The sequence below is a fragment of the Acidilobus aceticus genome (assembly GCF_055392325.1).
Window position 1 is genome coordinate 812,054 of record NZ_AP042407.1, and the last position, 14,234, is coordinate 826,287.

General features: G+C 61.6%; 11 protein-coding genes and 1 CRISPR repeat array (1 of these 12 cut by a window edge). Of the genes, 7 read left to right on the forward strand and 4 right to left on the reverse strand.

Going from position 1 to position 14,234, the window contains the following annotated elements; all coding sequences use genetic code 11:
• Positions 1 to 1,306: a CRISPR direct-repeat array (repeat unit 24 nt; unit sequence GAATCCGTCCAATGGAATTGAAAG); it begins 210 nt to the left of the window's first position.
• A gap of 90 nt (positions 1,307 to 1,396) precedes the next feature.
• Genes ACZ5OO_RS04250 through ACZ5OO_RS04260 form a run of 3 tightly spaced genes read left to right on the forward strand, consistent with a single transcriptional unit; the run spans position 1,397 to position 4,827 of the window.
• Positions 1,397 to 2,599, forward strand: a complete 1,203-nt coding sequence (locus tag ACZ5OO_RS04250) for an MFS transporter (protein ID WP_464077888.1) — start codon at positions 1,397 to 1,399, stop codon at positions 2,597 to 2,599.
• A gap of 37 nt (positions 2,600 to 2,636) precedes the next feature.
• Positions 2,637 to 3,368, forward strand: a complete 732-nt coding sequence (locus ACZ5OO_RS04255; RefSeq protein WP_464077889.1) for an ABC transporter ATP-binding protein — start codon at positions 2,637 to 2,639, stop codon at positions 3,366 to 3,368.
• On the forward strand, positions 3,355 to 4,827 hold the full coding sequence (locus ACZ5OO_RS04260) for a hypothetical protein (RefSeq protein WP_464077890.1): 1,473 nt from the start codon (positions 3,355 to 3,357) through the stop codon (positions 4,825 to 4,827). Before ACZ5OO_RS04255 ends, ACZ5OO_RS04260 begins: the two co-directional genes overlap by 14 nt.
• Here the strand turns inward: ACZ5OO_RS04260 and ACZ5OO_RS04265 are convergent.
• Both ACZ5OO_RS04265 and ACZ5OO_RS04270 read right to left on the reverse strand, forming a co-directional pair.
• Complete coding sequence (locus ACZ5OO_RS04265) at positions 4,818 to 7,490, reverse strand: ATP-dependent helicase (RefSeq protein ID WP_464077891.1); 2,673 nt, start codon at positions 7,488 to 7,490, stop codon at positions 4,818 to 4,820. The genes ACZ5OO_RS04260 and ACZ5OO_RS04265 overlap by 10 nt on opposite strands.
• Before the next feature lie 133 nt (positions 7,491 to 7,623).
• Positions 7,624 to 8,421 (reverse strand): DUF2208 family protein, encoded by a 798-nt coding sequence (locus ACZ5OO_RS04270; protein WP_464077892.1) that lies wholly within the window; start codon positions 8,419 to 8,421, stop codon positions 7,624 to 7,626.
• 74 nt (positions 8,422 to 8,495) lie between these two features.
• Between ACZ5OO_RS04270 and ACZ5OO_RS04275 the strand changes: the two genes are divergently transcribed.
• The gene (locus ACZ5OO_RS04275; RefSeq protein ID WP_464077893.1) at positions 8,496 to 9,614 is read left to right on the forward strand and encodes an amidohydrolase family protein; all 1,119 of its coding nucleotides are present in this window, start codon (positions 8,496 to 8,498) and stop codon (positions 9,612 to 9,614) included.
• On the opposite strand, the gene ACZ5OO_RS04280 is transcribed toward ACZ5OO_RS04275, so the two are convergent.
• Entirely contained in the window at positions 9,576 to 9,929 is a 354-nt protein-coding gene (locus ACZ5OO_RS04280) for an SCP2 sterol-binding domain-containing protein (protein WP_013265945.1), read from the reverse strand. The two genes, ACZ5OO_RS04275 and ACZ5OO_RS04280, sit on opposite strands and share 39 nt — an antisense overlap.
• Before the next feature lie 196 nt (positions 9,930 to 10,125).
• Here ACZ5OO_RS04280 and ACZ5OO_RS04285 point away from each other — a divergent pair, with 196 nt between their 5' ends.
• Positions 10,126 to 11,316, forward strand: coding sequence for a thiolase domain-containing protein (locus tag ACZ5OO_RS04285; protein WP_464077894.1), 1,191 nt, complete (start codon positions 10,126 to 10,128; stop codon positions 11,314 to 11,316).
• Between the two features lie 6 nt (positions 11,317 to 11,322).
• Entirely contained in the window at positions 11,323 to 11,862 is a 540-nt protein-coding gene (locus ACZ5OO_RS04290; protein ID WP_013265947.1) for a Zn-ribbon domain-containing OB-fold protein, read from the forward strand.
• A gap of 37 nt (positions 11,863 to 11,899) precedes the next feature.
• On the opposite strand, the gene ACZ5OO_RS04295 is transcribed toward ACZ5OO_RS04290, so the two are convergent.
• Entirely contained in the window at positions 11,900 to 13,216 is a 1,317-nt protein-coding gene (locus tag ACZ5OO_RS04295; RefSeq protein ID WP_464077895.1) for a 5'-methylthioadenosine/S-adenosylhomocysteine nucleosidase family protein, read from the reverse strand.
• A gap of 175 nt (positions 13,217 to 13,391) precedes the next feature.
• Between ACZ5OO_RS04295 and fba the strand changes: the two genes are divergently transcribed.
• Positions 13,392 to 14,228, forward strand: coding sequence for a class I fructose-bisphosphate aldolase (gene fba / locus ACZ5OO_RS04300; protein ID WP_464078556.1), 837 nt, complete (start codon positions 13,392 to 13,394; stop codon positions 14,226 to 14,228).
• The last annotated feature ends 6 nt before the right edge of the window (positions 14,229 to 14,234 follow it).

The window sequence follows — 14,234 nt, forward strand, 5'->3', positions numbered from 1 at the left end:
AATTGAAAGAGGATGGGGTAGCATAATACGCCATGGGCCCGTAGGGATAGTGCTGGAATCCGTCCAATGGAATTGAAAGTGCTGGACTGGCTGCTGCTCTGGCCCGAGCATCTTCATGAGGGAATCCGTCCAATGGAATTGAAAGTTTAACGTAGGGATATGGGGCCTGCCAAGGTAACTTTGGAATCCGTCCAATGGAATTGAAAGTTTAAACGTTACTGAAAAGGCCGCAGGCACAGGAAAACTTTGAATCCGTCCAATGGAATTGAAAGCATGAAAAAGGTGGAAGAGGAGGCCAAAAAACGGGAGGAGGAGGAATCCGTCCAATGGAATTGAAAGGGCTGGAGGGTAACCGTGGCTCTATTGACGGCTACAGGGGAATCCGTCCAATGGAATTGAAAGCTATATTTCCCGACGCTTCGCTCATACTCTCACGCTCACTGAATCCGTCCAATGGAATTGAAAGTTGAGAATCTTGGTTACCTTGGCCTTGCCCTTGCTCTTTATGAATCCGTCCAATGGAATTGAAAGCAGAGACCATTGGTCAACCCTGCTAATGACGGCTGGCGCGGCGAATCCGTCCAATGGAATTGAAAGGAAGAGTCCGCATCAGAGCTACTTAAGAGAATCCTTGATTGAATCCGTCCAATGGAATTGAAAGCCTTGTGCCTAACGCCAGGGGGCTCACAGACGCCCACGGAATCCGTCCAATGGAATTGAAAGCCGTTAGTGAGGTAGTCGCTGAGCATTATGTATATGCCGTGAATCCGTCCAATGGAATTGAAAGGCATTTTCACTGGCTTCAGGGCCTCGTTAAGGAATTCCGGAATCCGTCCAATGAAATTGAAAGAACATCTACCACATCTATACCGTCATTTTCAAACGCTTTGAATCCGTCCAATGAAATTGAAAGCCATGGGCACCCCTGCACAGGCCGCTGAGGCCGAGGAGAGGGAATCCGCTCAATGGAATTGAAAGGAAACTACATAATGAAAGAGATGCAGAGGAAATACGTAGGAATCCGCTCAATGGAATTGAAAGACTGGTCATTGTTCACCACCTCACTTCGCGCCTACCGCTTTAGAATCCGCTCAATGGAATTGAAAGTATGGGGCATGCCCCACAGCTCTTATAGAGATTGAATATAAGAATCCGCTCAATGGAATTGAAAGCACATAATAGATTACTATGACACTGTCCGCTATGGGGCCCTTGGAATCCGCTCAATGGAATTGAAAGCTTGGCAACCAGGACCTGCAGTCCCTCCTGTCAAGCGACATGGGAATCCGCTCAATGGAATTGAAAGTCGAGGTCCTGTCTGGCGGCTCCTTTGCCAAGCTGTTAAGGCTTGTACAAAGCTTATTAACATCATCCCTTAGCCACCTCTGGGGCTGCCATGACACTCACGAGGGACCAGAGGCTGGTGCTGGTATCAACCGCGCTAGACATGTTCCTGGAGGGAGTCTTCGTCACCCTCCCATCTGTGTCGGCCCTGCTCTCGTCAATACCGTCGTGGGCCACCCCGCTGGTCTTCTCCACCATTCCCGTGGGCACCCTCATAGGCAACCTGGCCCTGGGCAGGCTCACGGACCTGAGGGGCAGGAAGTCCACTTACATGGCCATGCTCGGGGTCTACGCCCTGGGGGCCCTGCTGATACTTGCCTTCAACAGTCTCTACGCTGTCCTGGCGGGCCTTCTCATAACGCAGACGGCCATGGGGGGAGAGGTCCCCATAGTGCTGAGCTACATAGTTGAGAGCGCCCCGGCCGACATAAAGGAGAGGCTTGTCGTGCTCATAACTAACGTGGGCAACGTCGGCGCAGTTGTCATATCCGCGGTGGCCCTGGCCTTCGGCGGCCTCTCTGCCGCCTCCGGCAGGGCTGCCATAGGGGCCCTGGTGGCCGGGGCCATAGCAATAATGGCCGTGACACGCTCCATGGTGCCCGAGTCGAGGCCCTGGCTCTCCCTCAGGCCCGAGGAGAGGGGCAGGGTTGTCCTAGGGGCTGAGGCCAGGCTCTGGCTCGCCCTGCTAACCCTCATGGCTATTTCCTCGGTGCTCACCTTCGGCCTCCTGGCCCTCAGCATAGGACCCGAGGAGTTCCCATCGCACGCCCTCGAGATTATAATGCTCTACTTCGCGGGCGAGGCCCTGGGCGGGCTCGTCGCGGCAGCTGCAATAGACCGGGTGGGCTCAAGGGCCTTCACGCTGGCCAGCTTCGCGGGCGGCTTCGCCACGTCGCTGGCAGCCATACCTGCCCTCAGGGCCGGGCTGGCGCCATTCATGGCACTGCTGTTCGTTAACGGCGCCTTCACGGAGACGGTCTGGGCCTCGAGGAACGTCCTAGAGTCCCTGTCCTTCCCCACAACTTTCAGGGCCACGGGGATAGCCCTGGTCAGGGTGGCGCCCTACGTGCTGATGCTAGCGAGCTTCTTCGCCACCGCAGGCATGGGGGTCGTCGACTTCCTGTGGTACGCCACCTCCATGTGGGCCCTCGGCCTGGCGGCCTCGGCAGCATGGATGGCCAGGGGCAGGGAGGTAGTGGGCTCCCCCGTGGCAATAAGGCCCGAGGACCTGGACAGGCTGAGGAGGAGGGCCTAGCGTTACAAAGCTTTATAGCCCCGCCTCACCCATCACCTTGGGAAGCCCCTTGGCCAACGCGATCGAGGTAAGGGACGTAGTCAAGTTCTACGGCACCGTGCCCGCCCTCAGGGGGCTCAGCTTCGAGGTGCCCGAGGGCGGCAGGTACGCCCTCCTGGGCCCCAACGGGGCTGGCAAGAGCACCACCCTGAGGCTTCTCGTGGGCCTCATGAAGCCCGACAGGGGCGAGGTCAGGGTCCTCGGCAGGGACCCGGCCGACGACTACGGTGTGAAGGCCCAAATGGGCTACCTGCCCGAGGACGCCACGCCCTACTTAGCGCTCACGGTCAGGGAGAACCTGGAGTACATAGCGGCCCTGAGGGGCCTCGACGACCCTAGGGACAGGGCGGAGAAGATGATGGACCTCCTGGGTCTGAGGAAATACGAGAACTACAGGGTGTCGGCGCTCTCCAGGGGAAACGTTCAGAAGCTCGCCATAGCGCTGGCCATAATCCACGAGCCCAAGGTGGTGTTCCTGGACGAGCCCCTGAACTACCTAGACATACCGACCCAGGAGGAGGTCATAGGGGTGCTGAGCAGGATGGGCTCCACCATGCTCGTGTCGACGCACATAATGAGCGTGGCCGGCAGGCTGACGGACCACATACTGATGATAAGCGGGGGGAGGCTCGTCTGGCAGGGCACCTTCGACGACCTGAGGAGGATGGCGAAGGAGGAGGAGCCGGTGGAGAGCGTCGTGGCGAGGCTGATGAGGAGTGTCGAGGCTTAAGCTCATAGCCTTCGTGGTCAAGACCAGGATATCCAGGCCCCTGCTCATAATAACCCTGATAATGCTGTTCTACGGCGTCATGAGCGGCGCCTACCTCTACGCGAACCACATAGAGCTCCCACAGGGCGAGGTGGCCCAGGAGAGGACCATGGCCGTCATATACTCGGCCATAGTCATATTCCTGGCCTCCCTGCAGGGAGGCGTCACCGTGATAAAGTCAGACAGGGACTACCTCTTCACCCTGCCCATAAGCAGGGGGAGCCTCGCGCTCTCGCTCTACATAGGGCAGATGGTGCTCAGCGGCCTGCTGGCCATAGCCTGGCTCGGCTGGTACTTCCCGTTCATAGACGTGCCCCTGGGGTACGCTGTAGTCGACATGGTCCTCTTCGTGCTCCTGCTGACGTCGCTGACAGCTTCAATAGCGGAGCTGCAGGCCAAGAGGAGGGTCGCCGTGGCCGCTGCCCTGGCGGCCTGGTCTATATCAGCCCTGTTCAGGAACCCCGTCAGCCCCTCCGGGGTCTTCGACGGCTACTACCTGGCGGGCACGGCCACGCTAGCCATGCTCTCCCTGGGCCTCACCTCCTACGTGGCCACGAGGCTCGGCAGGGCCCCGCTGCTCTACGGCTACTCCCCGGTGGTCAGCGAGGGCAGGGGGCAGGTGGCCTCGAGCGCGCTCTCCTTCGCGGGCGTCAGGGGGCTCAGGGCCGAGCTCAGGATGAAGCTCAACACGCTTACCATAACTGGAAGGGTCGGGGGCTTCGGCGCCGGGGGCTCCAGGTACTTCACCCGCACCGTGAGCGTGAGGAAGTTCATGGGCTACATGTCGATTGCCGCCGCTGCCTACCTGGCGCTTGGCGTGGCCCTGATGGCCACGGGGCTCGTCCCCCAGAGGCTGACCCCCCAGGGCCCTGGGAACGGGGTGCTCTTCGGGCTCCTCTTCGTGCCTGCCATAGCCGTTGAGGCCTTCTTCATAGGCTCCAGCGCCTCCCAGGTGGGTAACGAGAGGCCCTGGCTTGCCTTCACTGCCGCGGACCCCGGCACCTACATGTGGCTGAGCGCCCTCTCCTGGTCCCTCGTGGTTTTCCTAGCCTCCCTCCCCTTCGCCGCCGCCTACCTTACCCTCTGGCTCATGGGCCTCAGGGAGGCGATTAACATGGTGCCGCAGCTGCTCCTGGTGGGCCCCGCCTTCTCCCTGCTGTCATACGCTGCCTCCGCCTACATGGCGGTGTCGCCGCAGGTGAGGAGCGAGGGGTTCATGCCGGGCCAGGTCAGGGCCAGGGGGCTGGTAATAACCTTTATAATTATAGTGCCGTTCGCCCTCATCTCAGCTTCAATGGCGTCGCTTAGCGTCAGCGTCTACAGCGGCCTCGCCTCGCTGCTGATCGCCGCCCCCTTCATGGCCCTCAGGGGCTTCTGGAGGTCAGCCTCAAGGAGGATAGTTGAGGCCGGCTACGTGTGAGCCTCCTCGCCCTGGGCCTGCTGGACGCCCTCCTCCAGGACTTTGCCCTTTGACCTCAGGTACTCCATTATCCTGTCGTGGAGGTACGCCATTATCTTCTGCTTGTCCTCCATGAGCACCACGTCGCTGTACTCCTTTATGAACAGGTTGTGCGCGAAGGGCGACGGGTAGGGCAGCGGCCCCCTTATGGTGACCTTGACCTCGCCGTCCTCGATCCACCTGAGGACCCTCCCCGCGTCCTGTATGTCCATGTAGTCCTCCAGTATCTCCCTGTAAGTCTCCCTTATGACTGGGCTGTCCGGCATCTCCTCAAGCATGACGTCGAGCAGCTTCTGCGCTGAGAGCTGCATCCTCTCCGGGCTCCTCTCGTGCCCCCTGTACCTCCTCAGTATCATGAAGCTCCTCTGGGCCACGTGCCTGAACCTCCTCCTCATCATCTCCGTCCTCACCACGGCGCCCTCGAGGAGCTGCCTGAGGTTGTCGCTCCTCACGGAGCTCAGCAGGTACCTTATGAGGCCCTCGTCCGGCTCCCTGCCCTCGTAGGTGAGCATGAATGCGTTGTCCGTGACCGAGACCTTGACGGGCACGTTGAGCCTGTCGGAAAGCACCGCGCCGTAGGCCCTGGAGAGTGCGTCGTTGGTCCTCCTGCCAAAGAGGGTGTGGAAGGCTATGCTCCACTCGCCCTCATCGCCCTGGAAGTACTCTATGAGTATGTTCCTCCTGCCCGGCACGACGCCGGTGTAGGCCAGCTGCTCCCACACGTACTGGATTACCTCCTCGGCGGCGTGGGGCTCCAGCCTGTACTCCTCCACGAGCATCCTCCTGGCCTCGTCTAACTTGCCCTGGGCTATAAGCTCCCCCACCCTCTCCCTGAACTCCCCGACCAGGAGGGCGCTGTCGAAGGCCAGGGGCAGCATCTCGCTGAACCAGCTCGGCACCGTGGGCCTCTCGTTCTCGGCAGGCTCCACGTAAACCTTCATGCCGTCAGCCCTGAGGAACCTGTAGGTCTTGCCCCCGAGGACGAATATGTCGCCGGGCTCAAGTATCTCGACGAACTCCTCCTCCAGGCTGCCTATGCTCTTGCCCTTAGATATGACCTTTATCTTGGCCTCGTCCGGTATCGTGCCCGCGTTGAGCTGGTATATCATCCTGGCGCTCCTCTTCCTGCCGAACTCCCCCAGGTCCTCGTCAAGCCTTATCTTTGAGTAGACCCCCTCGTCCTCGAGCCCCTGGCTCTTGCCGCCGAGGAAGCGGAGGACGCTCATGTAGTCCTCCCAGCTGAGCGCGTGGAACGGGTAGGCCCTCCTTATCACCCTGAAGGCCTCCTCCAACTTCCACGGCCTCTCTATTGACATGCCAACTATGTGCTGGGCCAGCACGTCAAGCGGGTTCCTGGGTATCCTCACGTTGTCTATCTTCCTCTCCATGGCGGCCTTGGCCAGCACGGTGCACTCTATCAGGTCGTCCCTGTTAACCGCCACCATGACGCCCCTGCTCACCTGGCTCACGTGGTGCCCCGCCCTGCCCACCCTCTGGAGGAGCCTGCTCACGCTCTTCGGGCTGCTCAGGAGGACCACGAGGTCTATGTAGCCTATGTCTATGCCAAGCTCTAGGCTGGTGCTCGACACCACCAGCTTGAGCTCGCCCCTCTTCAGCCTCTCCTCTACGTCGAGCCTCACCTCCCTGGAGAGGCTGCTGTGGTGGGCCTCTATCTCATCCATGTCAACGTAGCCCTTGGAGGCCATGAGCTTCTTGAGCTTGAACACCACCCTCTCCGTGGCGCTCCTGGTGTTTGTGAAGACCAGCGTGGTCCTGGCGGTCCTCGAGAGCTCGGCCACGGTGTTGTATATTTCCTCGTTTATCTTTTCCGGGTCGCCGTGTATGAGGTCCACCCTGGGCGTTATCACCCTTATGTCAAAGGGCTTGGCGAACCTGGCGTCCACTATCTCCACTGGCCTCGGCGTCCCATCGTCGTAGTAGCCTCCCAGGAACCTGGCGACCTCCTCGAGGGGCGATATGGTTGCCGAGAGGCCTACCCTCTGGAGCCCCCTTCCCTGGGCCTCGCTGACCAGCTCCTCGAGCCTCTCCAGCGTCAGGGCGAGGTGCGAGCCCCTCTTGCTGGAGGCAAGCTCGTGTATCTCGTCAACTATGACCCACCTGGCGGTCGAGAGCCTCTCCCTGAACTTGGGGGCCACGAGGCTTATGGCGAGGCTCTCGGGCGTCGTTATAAGTATGTGAGGGGGCCTCCTCAGCATCCTGGCCTTCTCGTTGGCCGGCGTGTCGCTAGTCCTGGTGGCCACCCTGACCTCAGGGGGCTGGAAGCCCATGGACTTTGCCTTCTCGTATATCTCGCCCAGCGGCTGGACCAGGTTCCTGTACATGTCGTTGTCCAGGGCCCTGAGGGGGCTGACGTAGACCGCGTATATCTTGTCCTCCAGCTCCCCCCTCTCCCCCATGGCGAGGAGGTCGTCGAGTATTGCAAGGAAGGCGGCGAGAGTCTTGCCCGTCCCAGTGGGGCTCGATATCAGCACGCTCCTCCCCTGCTTTATTAGCGGTATGGCCTCCCTCTGCGGGTCGGTGAAGGAGCCGTACTTCTCCCTGAACCAGGCGGCCACGTAGGGCCTCAGCAGCGAGAGTACTTCCTCGTCGTCCTGCAACGCCACTCCCCAGGGCCCTGGGACAGGCTAATGCCCGTAACCCTACCCTGGGCGGGCCGGGGAATATAGGGTACGATACTTACTCCTTCCCCTGAGGGCTGCGCGGGGCCAGCTAAGGAGGGGCGCTGGCTTCCAAGCGCTAGGACTCCTGCCCCCTTGAGGAGGCCGGGAAGGCGACCTTCCTTATTATCTCGTACAGCTTCTCGGGGTTCTTAGTGTAGAGCCTCAGCCTCGTCACGGTCCTCTTGCCCTGCCTTGTGAGCTCCACGAACCTCCTGTCCTTGTTAAGTACCACCTCTATGTCGGGGGGCAGGGGGAACCTTATGCCCTTTGTAGTGATCAGCCCCTTGATCACTATGCCCTTGTCGGTAACTATGTAGGAGGTCGGCACGTTGAGGGCGGGGAGCTTCTTTATCCTTGAGAGCGACCACATCATTATTCCCTGGTTTATCACGAAGTACCCCTCAAAGTAGAGCAGGAAGGCTATGAAGAGGAGGAGCCTGAGGTACTCGATGCCCACGTCCTTTATCTGCCTCCCGAAGAGCTCCAGGGACAGGTACGCGGCCAGGTCAGGCACGTACCTCCACAGCACGAAGAAGTAGGCCAGGCCTATGAGTATGCCGAGGGTCGTGTAGAGGGAGAACTTCGTCTGCTCCTGGAGGTCAACGTATATCATGGTGTCCTTGCTCTGTATGGCCCTCGTGTTGTCCTCGTGGAAGAGCCTCTTGCCGGAGAGCACCTCGGCCACGTAGGAGGACTTCTCGTTGAGGCCGCTGCTCATCAGTATGCTCTGCACGAACATGCTTATAGCTATGAACACGAATATGAGCAGGAAGAGGTACACGTTTATTCCTATGACCGCCGCCAGGGCGCTGTATATCAATATGTAGAGCTGGTTCAGCGCCACCATTCTGCCCATCTTCTCCATGTAGGCCATGGCTGAAGCCTCCGCTCTCTACTCCAGGGCCCGAGATTAAAGACTTAACATGCCAATGCCCTCAGGCCCAGGCGGTGAGCCAAGTGCACCTGAGGGCCTCCCTCGCGCTCATAGGCGACGACCTGAGGGCAGTCAGGGACGTCTGCGTCACTGTAGACGGTGATGGCTTTGTGGAGTCCGTGGAGGGCTGGGGCAGCTGCCCGTGGAACTCCGCAGGGGGGACGTGGGCCGCCCTCCTCCCCCAGCCGGCCAACGCCCACGTGCACAGCGCTGACGGCCGCTTCCCGGAGTTCGGCGTGGACCTGGGCCTTCACGAGCTCGTGGCCCCTCCTGATGGACTCAAGTACAGGCTGCTCTCCACGCTCGGCCCCACTGAGACGGCCCTGGGCATCTGGAGGACCTACAGGGCTGCCTACGAGCTCGGGGTCGGCCTCCTGGTCGACTTCAGGGAGGGGGGAGGCCTGGGGTGCCTCGCGGCCCAGAGGGCCAGGTCGATGGTGCCTGACATGGACGTGCTGGTGCTCGGCACCCCAGGGCCCTCGTTCCCCGGCTGGTGCCAGGGCCTTGGGCTCTCCAGCCCCCTCGACTACAGCGAGGGGGTGCTGAGGGCTCTCACGTCGCAGCTCAGGCCGTCGTTCACCCACGTGGCCGAGGACCCGGAGAACAGGAGGGAGGGAGACCTTGAGGTGGCCCTGAGGGCCGGCTTCACCGCAATAGTGCACGGCACCCACCTCTCGCGGGACGACCTTCAGGCTATAGCCGAGAAGGGGGTCCCCCTTGTCATGTGCCCCAGGAGCAACATGTGGCACGGCCTCAGGCTCCCTCCCGTGGCCGACGCCATAAGCCTCGGCGTCACCCTGGGCCTCGGCAGCGACAACGCCGCCTGGAACCTGCCTGACCCGTGGGCCGAGGCCGAGGAGGCCATGCTCATAGCCAGGTCCCAGGGCCTCAGGGGCGCCCCCGCCGCCGTCCTGGAGGCCCTCATGGTTGGAGGCTACAGGGCGGCGGGCATTGAGCCGAGGACGGTTGAGGAGGGCAGGAGGCTCCACGCGGTCCTGGTCGACGCCTACAGCACTGGCATACTCTCGGCCGCGGACACTGCCTCGGCGATAGTTAGGAGGGCCAGGGCCGGCCTGGCCCTCAGGGTTGACGGCTCACATCTCGCTTACCTTTCCAAGGCCGGCGTCTATTAGCTTCTTCAGGTTTATCGTGTCAAGCACGTCCCCGGTTATCTTCAGCTGCCCTCCCAGGAACGCCTTCATCGCGTCGAGCTGGCCCGACATCATCCTCTCCAGCACGTCGGAGGTCGTGGTGAGGGTCGCTATTGGCTTCGGGTGCCTCCCCTCGACCACCCTGAGGGCGCCGCTCTTTATCTCAACGTAGAAGTCTCCCAGGCCCTGCACCGAGAACTGGTAGACCTTGTCCCAGCTCCTTATCTCCGGCACCTCCTCCACGGCCCTCGAGAAGAGCTGCTGGAGGGCCTTCCTAACGTCGTCCAGTGTAACCAAACTCCCACCGGGGCTGGGGTGACCGATGTAGGTAATAGCCCTGGATGGGCAAGCCGCAGTTATGGGCTCGCCTTGGCCCCTTTTAAACCCCTTAAGCCTTGGAGGCGGTTTTAAAGGGCCCCACGCCTTGATGTATCTAACTTCCCAAGCCTTAACACGTAAGGCCCTCATGCCTTACGCTTAACCAGGTGAGCGCTTGAGGAACGTGGCAATAGTGGGATACGGCCACACGAAGTTCGGGGTCAGGAACGAGGTGAACCTGGCCGAGCTGGCCTACGAGGCCATAAGGGAGGCCCTCGAGAAGGCGGGCCTGGAGCCTAAGGACGTGGAGCACGTGGTCGTCTCAAACGTGGGCGGCTGGAGCAGCGAGCCCCTGCCTGCCGTGGTGGTGGCCGAGTACGCCGGGCTCTCCGGCAAGCCCCTGCACAGGGTAGAGGCCGCCTGCGCCTCGGGCTCCTCCGCCCTGGCCTCGGCCTACGAGGCCGTGGCCTCGGGCATGGCAGACATAGCCCTCGCGGTTGGAGTTGAGAAGATGAACGAGAGCCCGACCCCCAACGTGGTGGAGCTCATAGGCAGGGCCGGCAACTACTTCTGGGAGTTCCAGAACTTCGGCCTGACCTTCCCCGGCTACTACGCCCTCTACGCCACGGCCTACATGAACAAGTACGGGGCCACGGAGGAGGACTTCTGCAGGGTCGCCGTCAAGAACCACTACTACGCCAGCATGAACCCCAAGGCGCAGTTCCCGAGGAAGATAGACCTCGAGACGTGCATGAGCAGCAGGTACATAGCCTGGCCCATAAAGCTCTACGACTCCTCGCCCATAACCGACGGGGCCGCCGCGGTGGTCCTGGCGAGCGAGGAGGTCGCCAAGAAGCTGACAGACTCGCCGGTGTGGATACACTCCATAGGCATGGCCTCTGGCACGGCAAACCTGTCCAGGAGGGACGACTTCACTGGGCTCCTGGCGGCCCAGCTGGCGGCCAAGGCGGCCTACAAGGTGGCCGGCCTTGAGGCTGAGAACACCGCAAGGTACTTTGACGTGGCCGAGGTCCACGACTGCTTCACCATAGCTGAGGTCATGGCCTACGAGGACCTGGGCTTCGTGAAGCGCGGCGAGGGCTACAAGCTTGTCAGGGAGGGGCAGACCTACATAGGCGGCCTCATACCGGTCAACCTCAGCGGGGGGCTCAAGGCCAAGGGGCACCCGCTGGGGGCCACGGGGATAAGCATGGCCGTTGAGCTGACCAAGCAGCTCCTCCACGAGGTGGAGCCCGGGAGGCAGGCCACCATAAACAAGGGCATGGCCGTGGCACACAACGTCGGCGGCACGGGCCACTACGCCTACGTCACCGTGCTGGGCCTCGAGAAGCCCAGGGGGAGGTGAGGGGTCGTGAGCCAGAGGCAGGAGGCCGACGCCTACCTAAAGCAGCTTGAGGCCTACGCCAACGCCATGAAGTCGTCCGTCGGGGTCCCGGTCATAGTGGACCCCAAGACAAACGTGGCCATATGGTACGACCAGAGGGAGATGAGGTTCAAGTTCCTGATAAGCGTCGAGAGGACGAGGAGGTTCTTCGAGGCCCTCAGCGAGGGCAAGGTGCTCGCCACCAGGTGCAGGCAGACGGGCGAGGTCTTCTTCCCGCCGCAGGTGGACTGCCCCGGCGTCAAGGACGGCGAGGTGGAGTGGGTGGAGCTGCCCAGGGAGGGCGAGCTGGTGACCTACACTGTTATATACACTAAGCCCTACAGCTTCAGCCACTACGACGACTACACGGTGGGCATAGCCAGGCTCAGCAACGGCGTCCAGGTGCTTGCCTGGGTCAGGGAGAGGGACCCGAAGAGGCTGAGGGTCGGCATGAAGGTCAGGCTGGAGGTCGTTAAGAGGGAGCCGGAGGGCTACCTCACCTACGAGCTCGTGCCGGAGCAGCCTTAGCTGACTTTTTTGCAGGCCGCCGCCCTGCGGCCGGCCGCTAGCCTATGACCTTGTTGGCCGCCAGCAGGTCCTTCATGGCGGCCGAGTAGGAGTACTCGCTGTAGTACTCATACTCAAAGGCAGGGCCGGTCTCGTTGACCATTTGCCCCTGCTGGCTCACGTAGGAGACCCCAATTACCCTGAGTCCAAGGTAGTAGGCCCTGGCAGCTACTATGTAGCCGTGGATGGCGGCGTTGCTCACGTTTGACAGCGCTGAGAACGCGGCCGGGGCGTCGCTCACGCTGTTAAGGTCCAGGTGCTCAACTATGTAGATGGTTACGTTGGCCGCCTCCTCCGCTGCAGTGGGGCCTATGTAGACGCTCGGGAACCAGGGGCTGTCAGAGATCCCCCTCACTATGACCCACGGTATCCCGAGCCTCGAGTTGACGTAGGCGAAGCCCATGCCCTCGTTCTCCCCCGCGTCGGTCTCGTAGAGCGCGTTCTGCTGGGCCATCCAGGAGAGCGGCTCCGTCCACTGGTTGGCTGAGCCTATGACCCCCACTATGACCCTGGGCACGAGCTCGCCGCTGACGTTGAGGCCGGTCACGTTGGCCAGGGGAATGGGGCTCAGCGCTGAGGCGGCCCGCTCGGCTATCTCCACCAGCTGGGCCGAGGCCGCCAGGTACTCAACGTAGACGTAGCTGAGGTCGACGCCATAGCCGTAGCCGTAGGAGGAGGCGTTGGAGTACGACGGCATGGCCTCGCCGAAGCCCGACACCAGGTCGCCCCTGAGCGGCGTCACGTTGACGACCTCGACGCCCGAGTACGGCGTCTCGCTGTAGGCCATGGTTGAGTTCACCAGGGACGCCCTGTGGTAGTGTATGCTCGACTTGTCAACCACGAAGGCGCCTATCACGACGTCGCCTGGGACCACGTAGGGGTTCCTGCTGCCCGCCGTGCCCGAGAGTATGGCGGCCCTCACGTTAAACAGCGCGTCCATGAGCGTCGTGGCCTCCACGGCGGCGTACTCCTTCTCGCCGCTCCTGACCAGGACCACCGGCGTGCCGCCTATGCTGCCCACGTAGAAGGTGTAGCCCGAGTAGTTGACAATGGCCGCGAGCTTCATGGCCGCCAGCAGGGGCGCCATCTCCATTGCCATGGGCGTCACTATGCCCACCCTGGGGGTCCTGAGGACCCTCTCGAGGGCCGAGGGCGTTACTGGGGTGCCGTTTACGAAGGAGGCCCTGACCCCAGGGCTGAGGCCTACGCCCGCCCCGCCGTGGGCGGCCAGGACGAAGCCGCCAAGGAACAGGCCCACAAGAAAGAAGACGACCGCGACCCCGACAAGGCCCAGGTACCTCAAGCCAACACCCAACAGGAGCACTCCTTAGATTGCTTATAAATGTCCTTGAAGCCTTTCCCATGAAATTTAACTTGTTCAAGTTAAGAGCGTTGAAGGGGCCCGCTTAAGGGCCGTTAACGCTCCCTTCAGGAGCTGTAACTTGAACTTATTAGACACGGTGGCCCCTCACCTCGTGGAGGTTAAGGCTATGACGCACCCAGGCGTTAACTACGGTGCCGTCGGCGTCAGGGTGAGGCTCGGCAGGATCCTCAGGGACGGCAAGGCAGTGATATTCGCCTTCGACCACGGCTTTGAGCACGGCCCCAAGGACTTCCCCGAGGACAGGGTGGCGGCCAGGAACATAATACAGCAGGTCGTCGACGCCGGCGTTGACGCGATAATGCTCCTGCCCGGCATGGCCAGGCTGACGCACGACATATGGGCCGGCAGGACGGCCCTCATAGTAAAGCTGACCAGCAAGACTGAGCTAAGGCCCGAGAGCTCCATATACCTGCAGACCAGGCTGGCCACCGTGGAGGACGCCGTTGCACTCGGCGCCGACGCTGTCGCGGCCACCGTCTACTGGGGCAGCGAGCACGAGTCGGAGATGATGGAGAACTGGATGATAATAAAGGAGGAGGCGGAGGCCTACGGCATGCCCGCCCTCCAGCTCGCGTACCCCAGGGGATCACACTTCAAGAACTGGTACGACCCCGAGGTGGTGATGTACGGCGTGAGGGCCGCCATAGAGGTCGGCGCTGACCTGATAAAGACCTACTACACCGGCTCGAGGGAGACCTTCACCAAGGTGGTCGAGATGGCCCAGGGCATACCCGTCGTCATGAGCGGCGGCGCCGTGAGGGACAGGCCGGTCGACTTCCTCACCGACCTCAGCAACGTGATAGCGGCCGGCGGCAGCGGCGTGGCCGTCGGGAGGAACGTGTTCAGGGCCAAGGACATAAAGTCCATGGCCAGGGCAGTAATGGCCGTGGTCCACGAGGGCCTGAGCCCGGAGGAGGCGGCGAAGCGCTTCAACCTTGAGTGATGGTGG

Bases quoted from the DNA above. Each gene is read 5' to 3' on its own strand.
- ACZ5OO_RS04250 (WP_464077888.1), top strand. From the start codon at position 1,397: ATGACACTCACGAGGGACCAGAGGCTGGTGCTGGTATCAACCGCGCTA.
- ACZ5OO_RS04270 (WP_464077892.1), bottom strand. From the start codon at position 8,421: ATGGCCTACATGGAGAAGATGGGCAGAATGGTGGCGCTGAACCAGCTC.
- fba (WP_464078556.1), top strand. From the start codon at position 13,392: ATGACGCACCCAGGCGTTAACTACGGTGCCGTCGGCGTCAGGGTGAGG.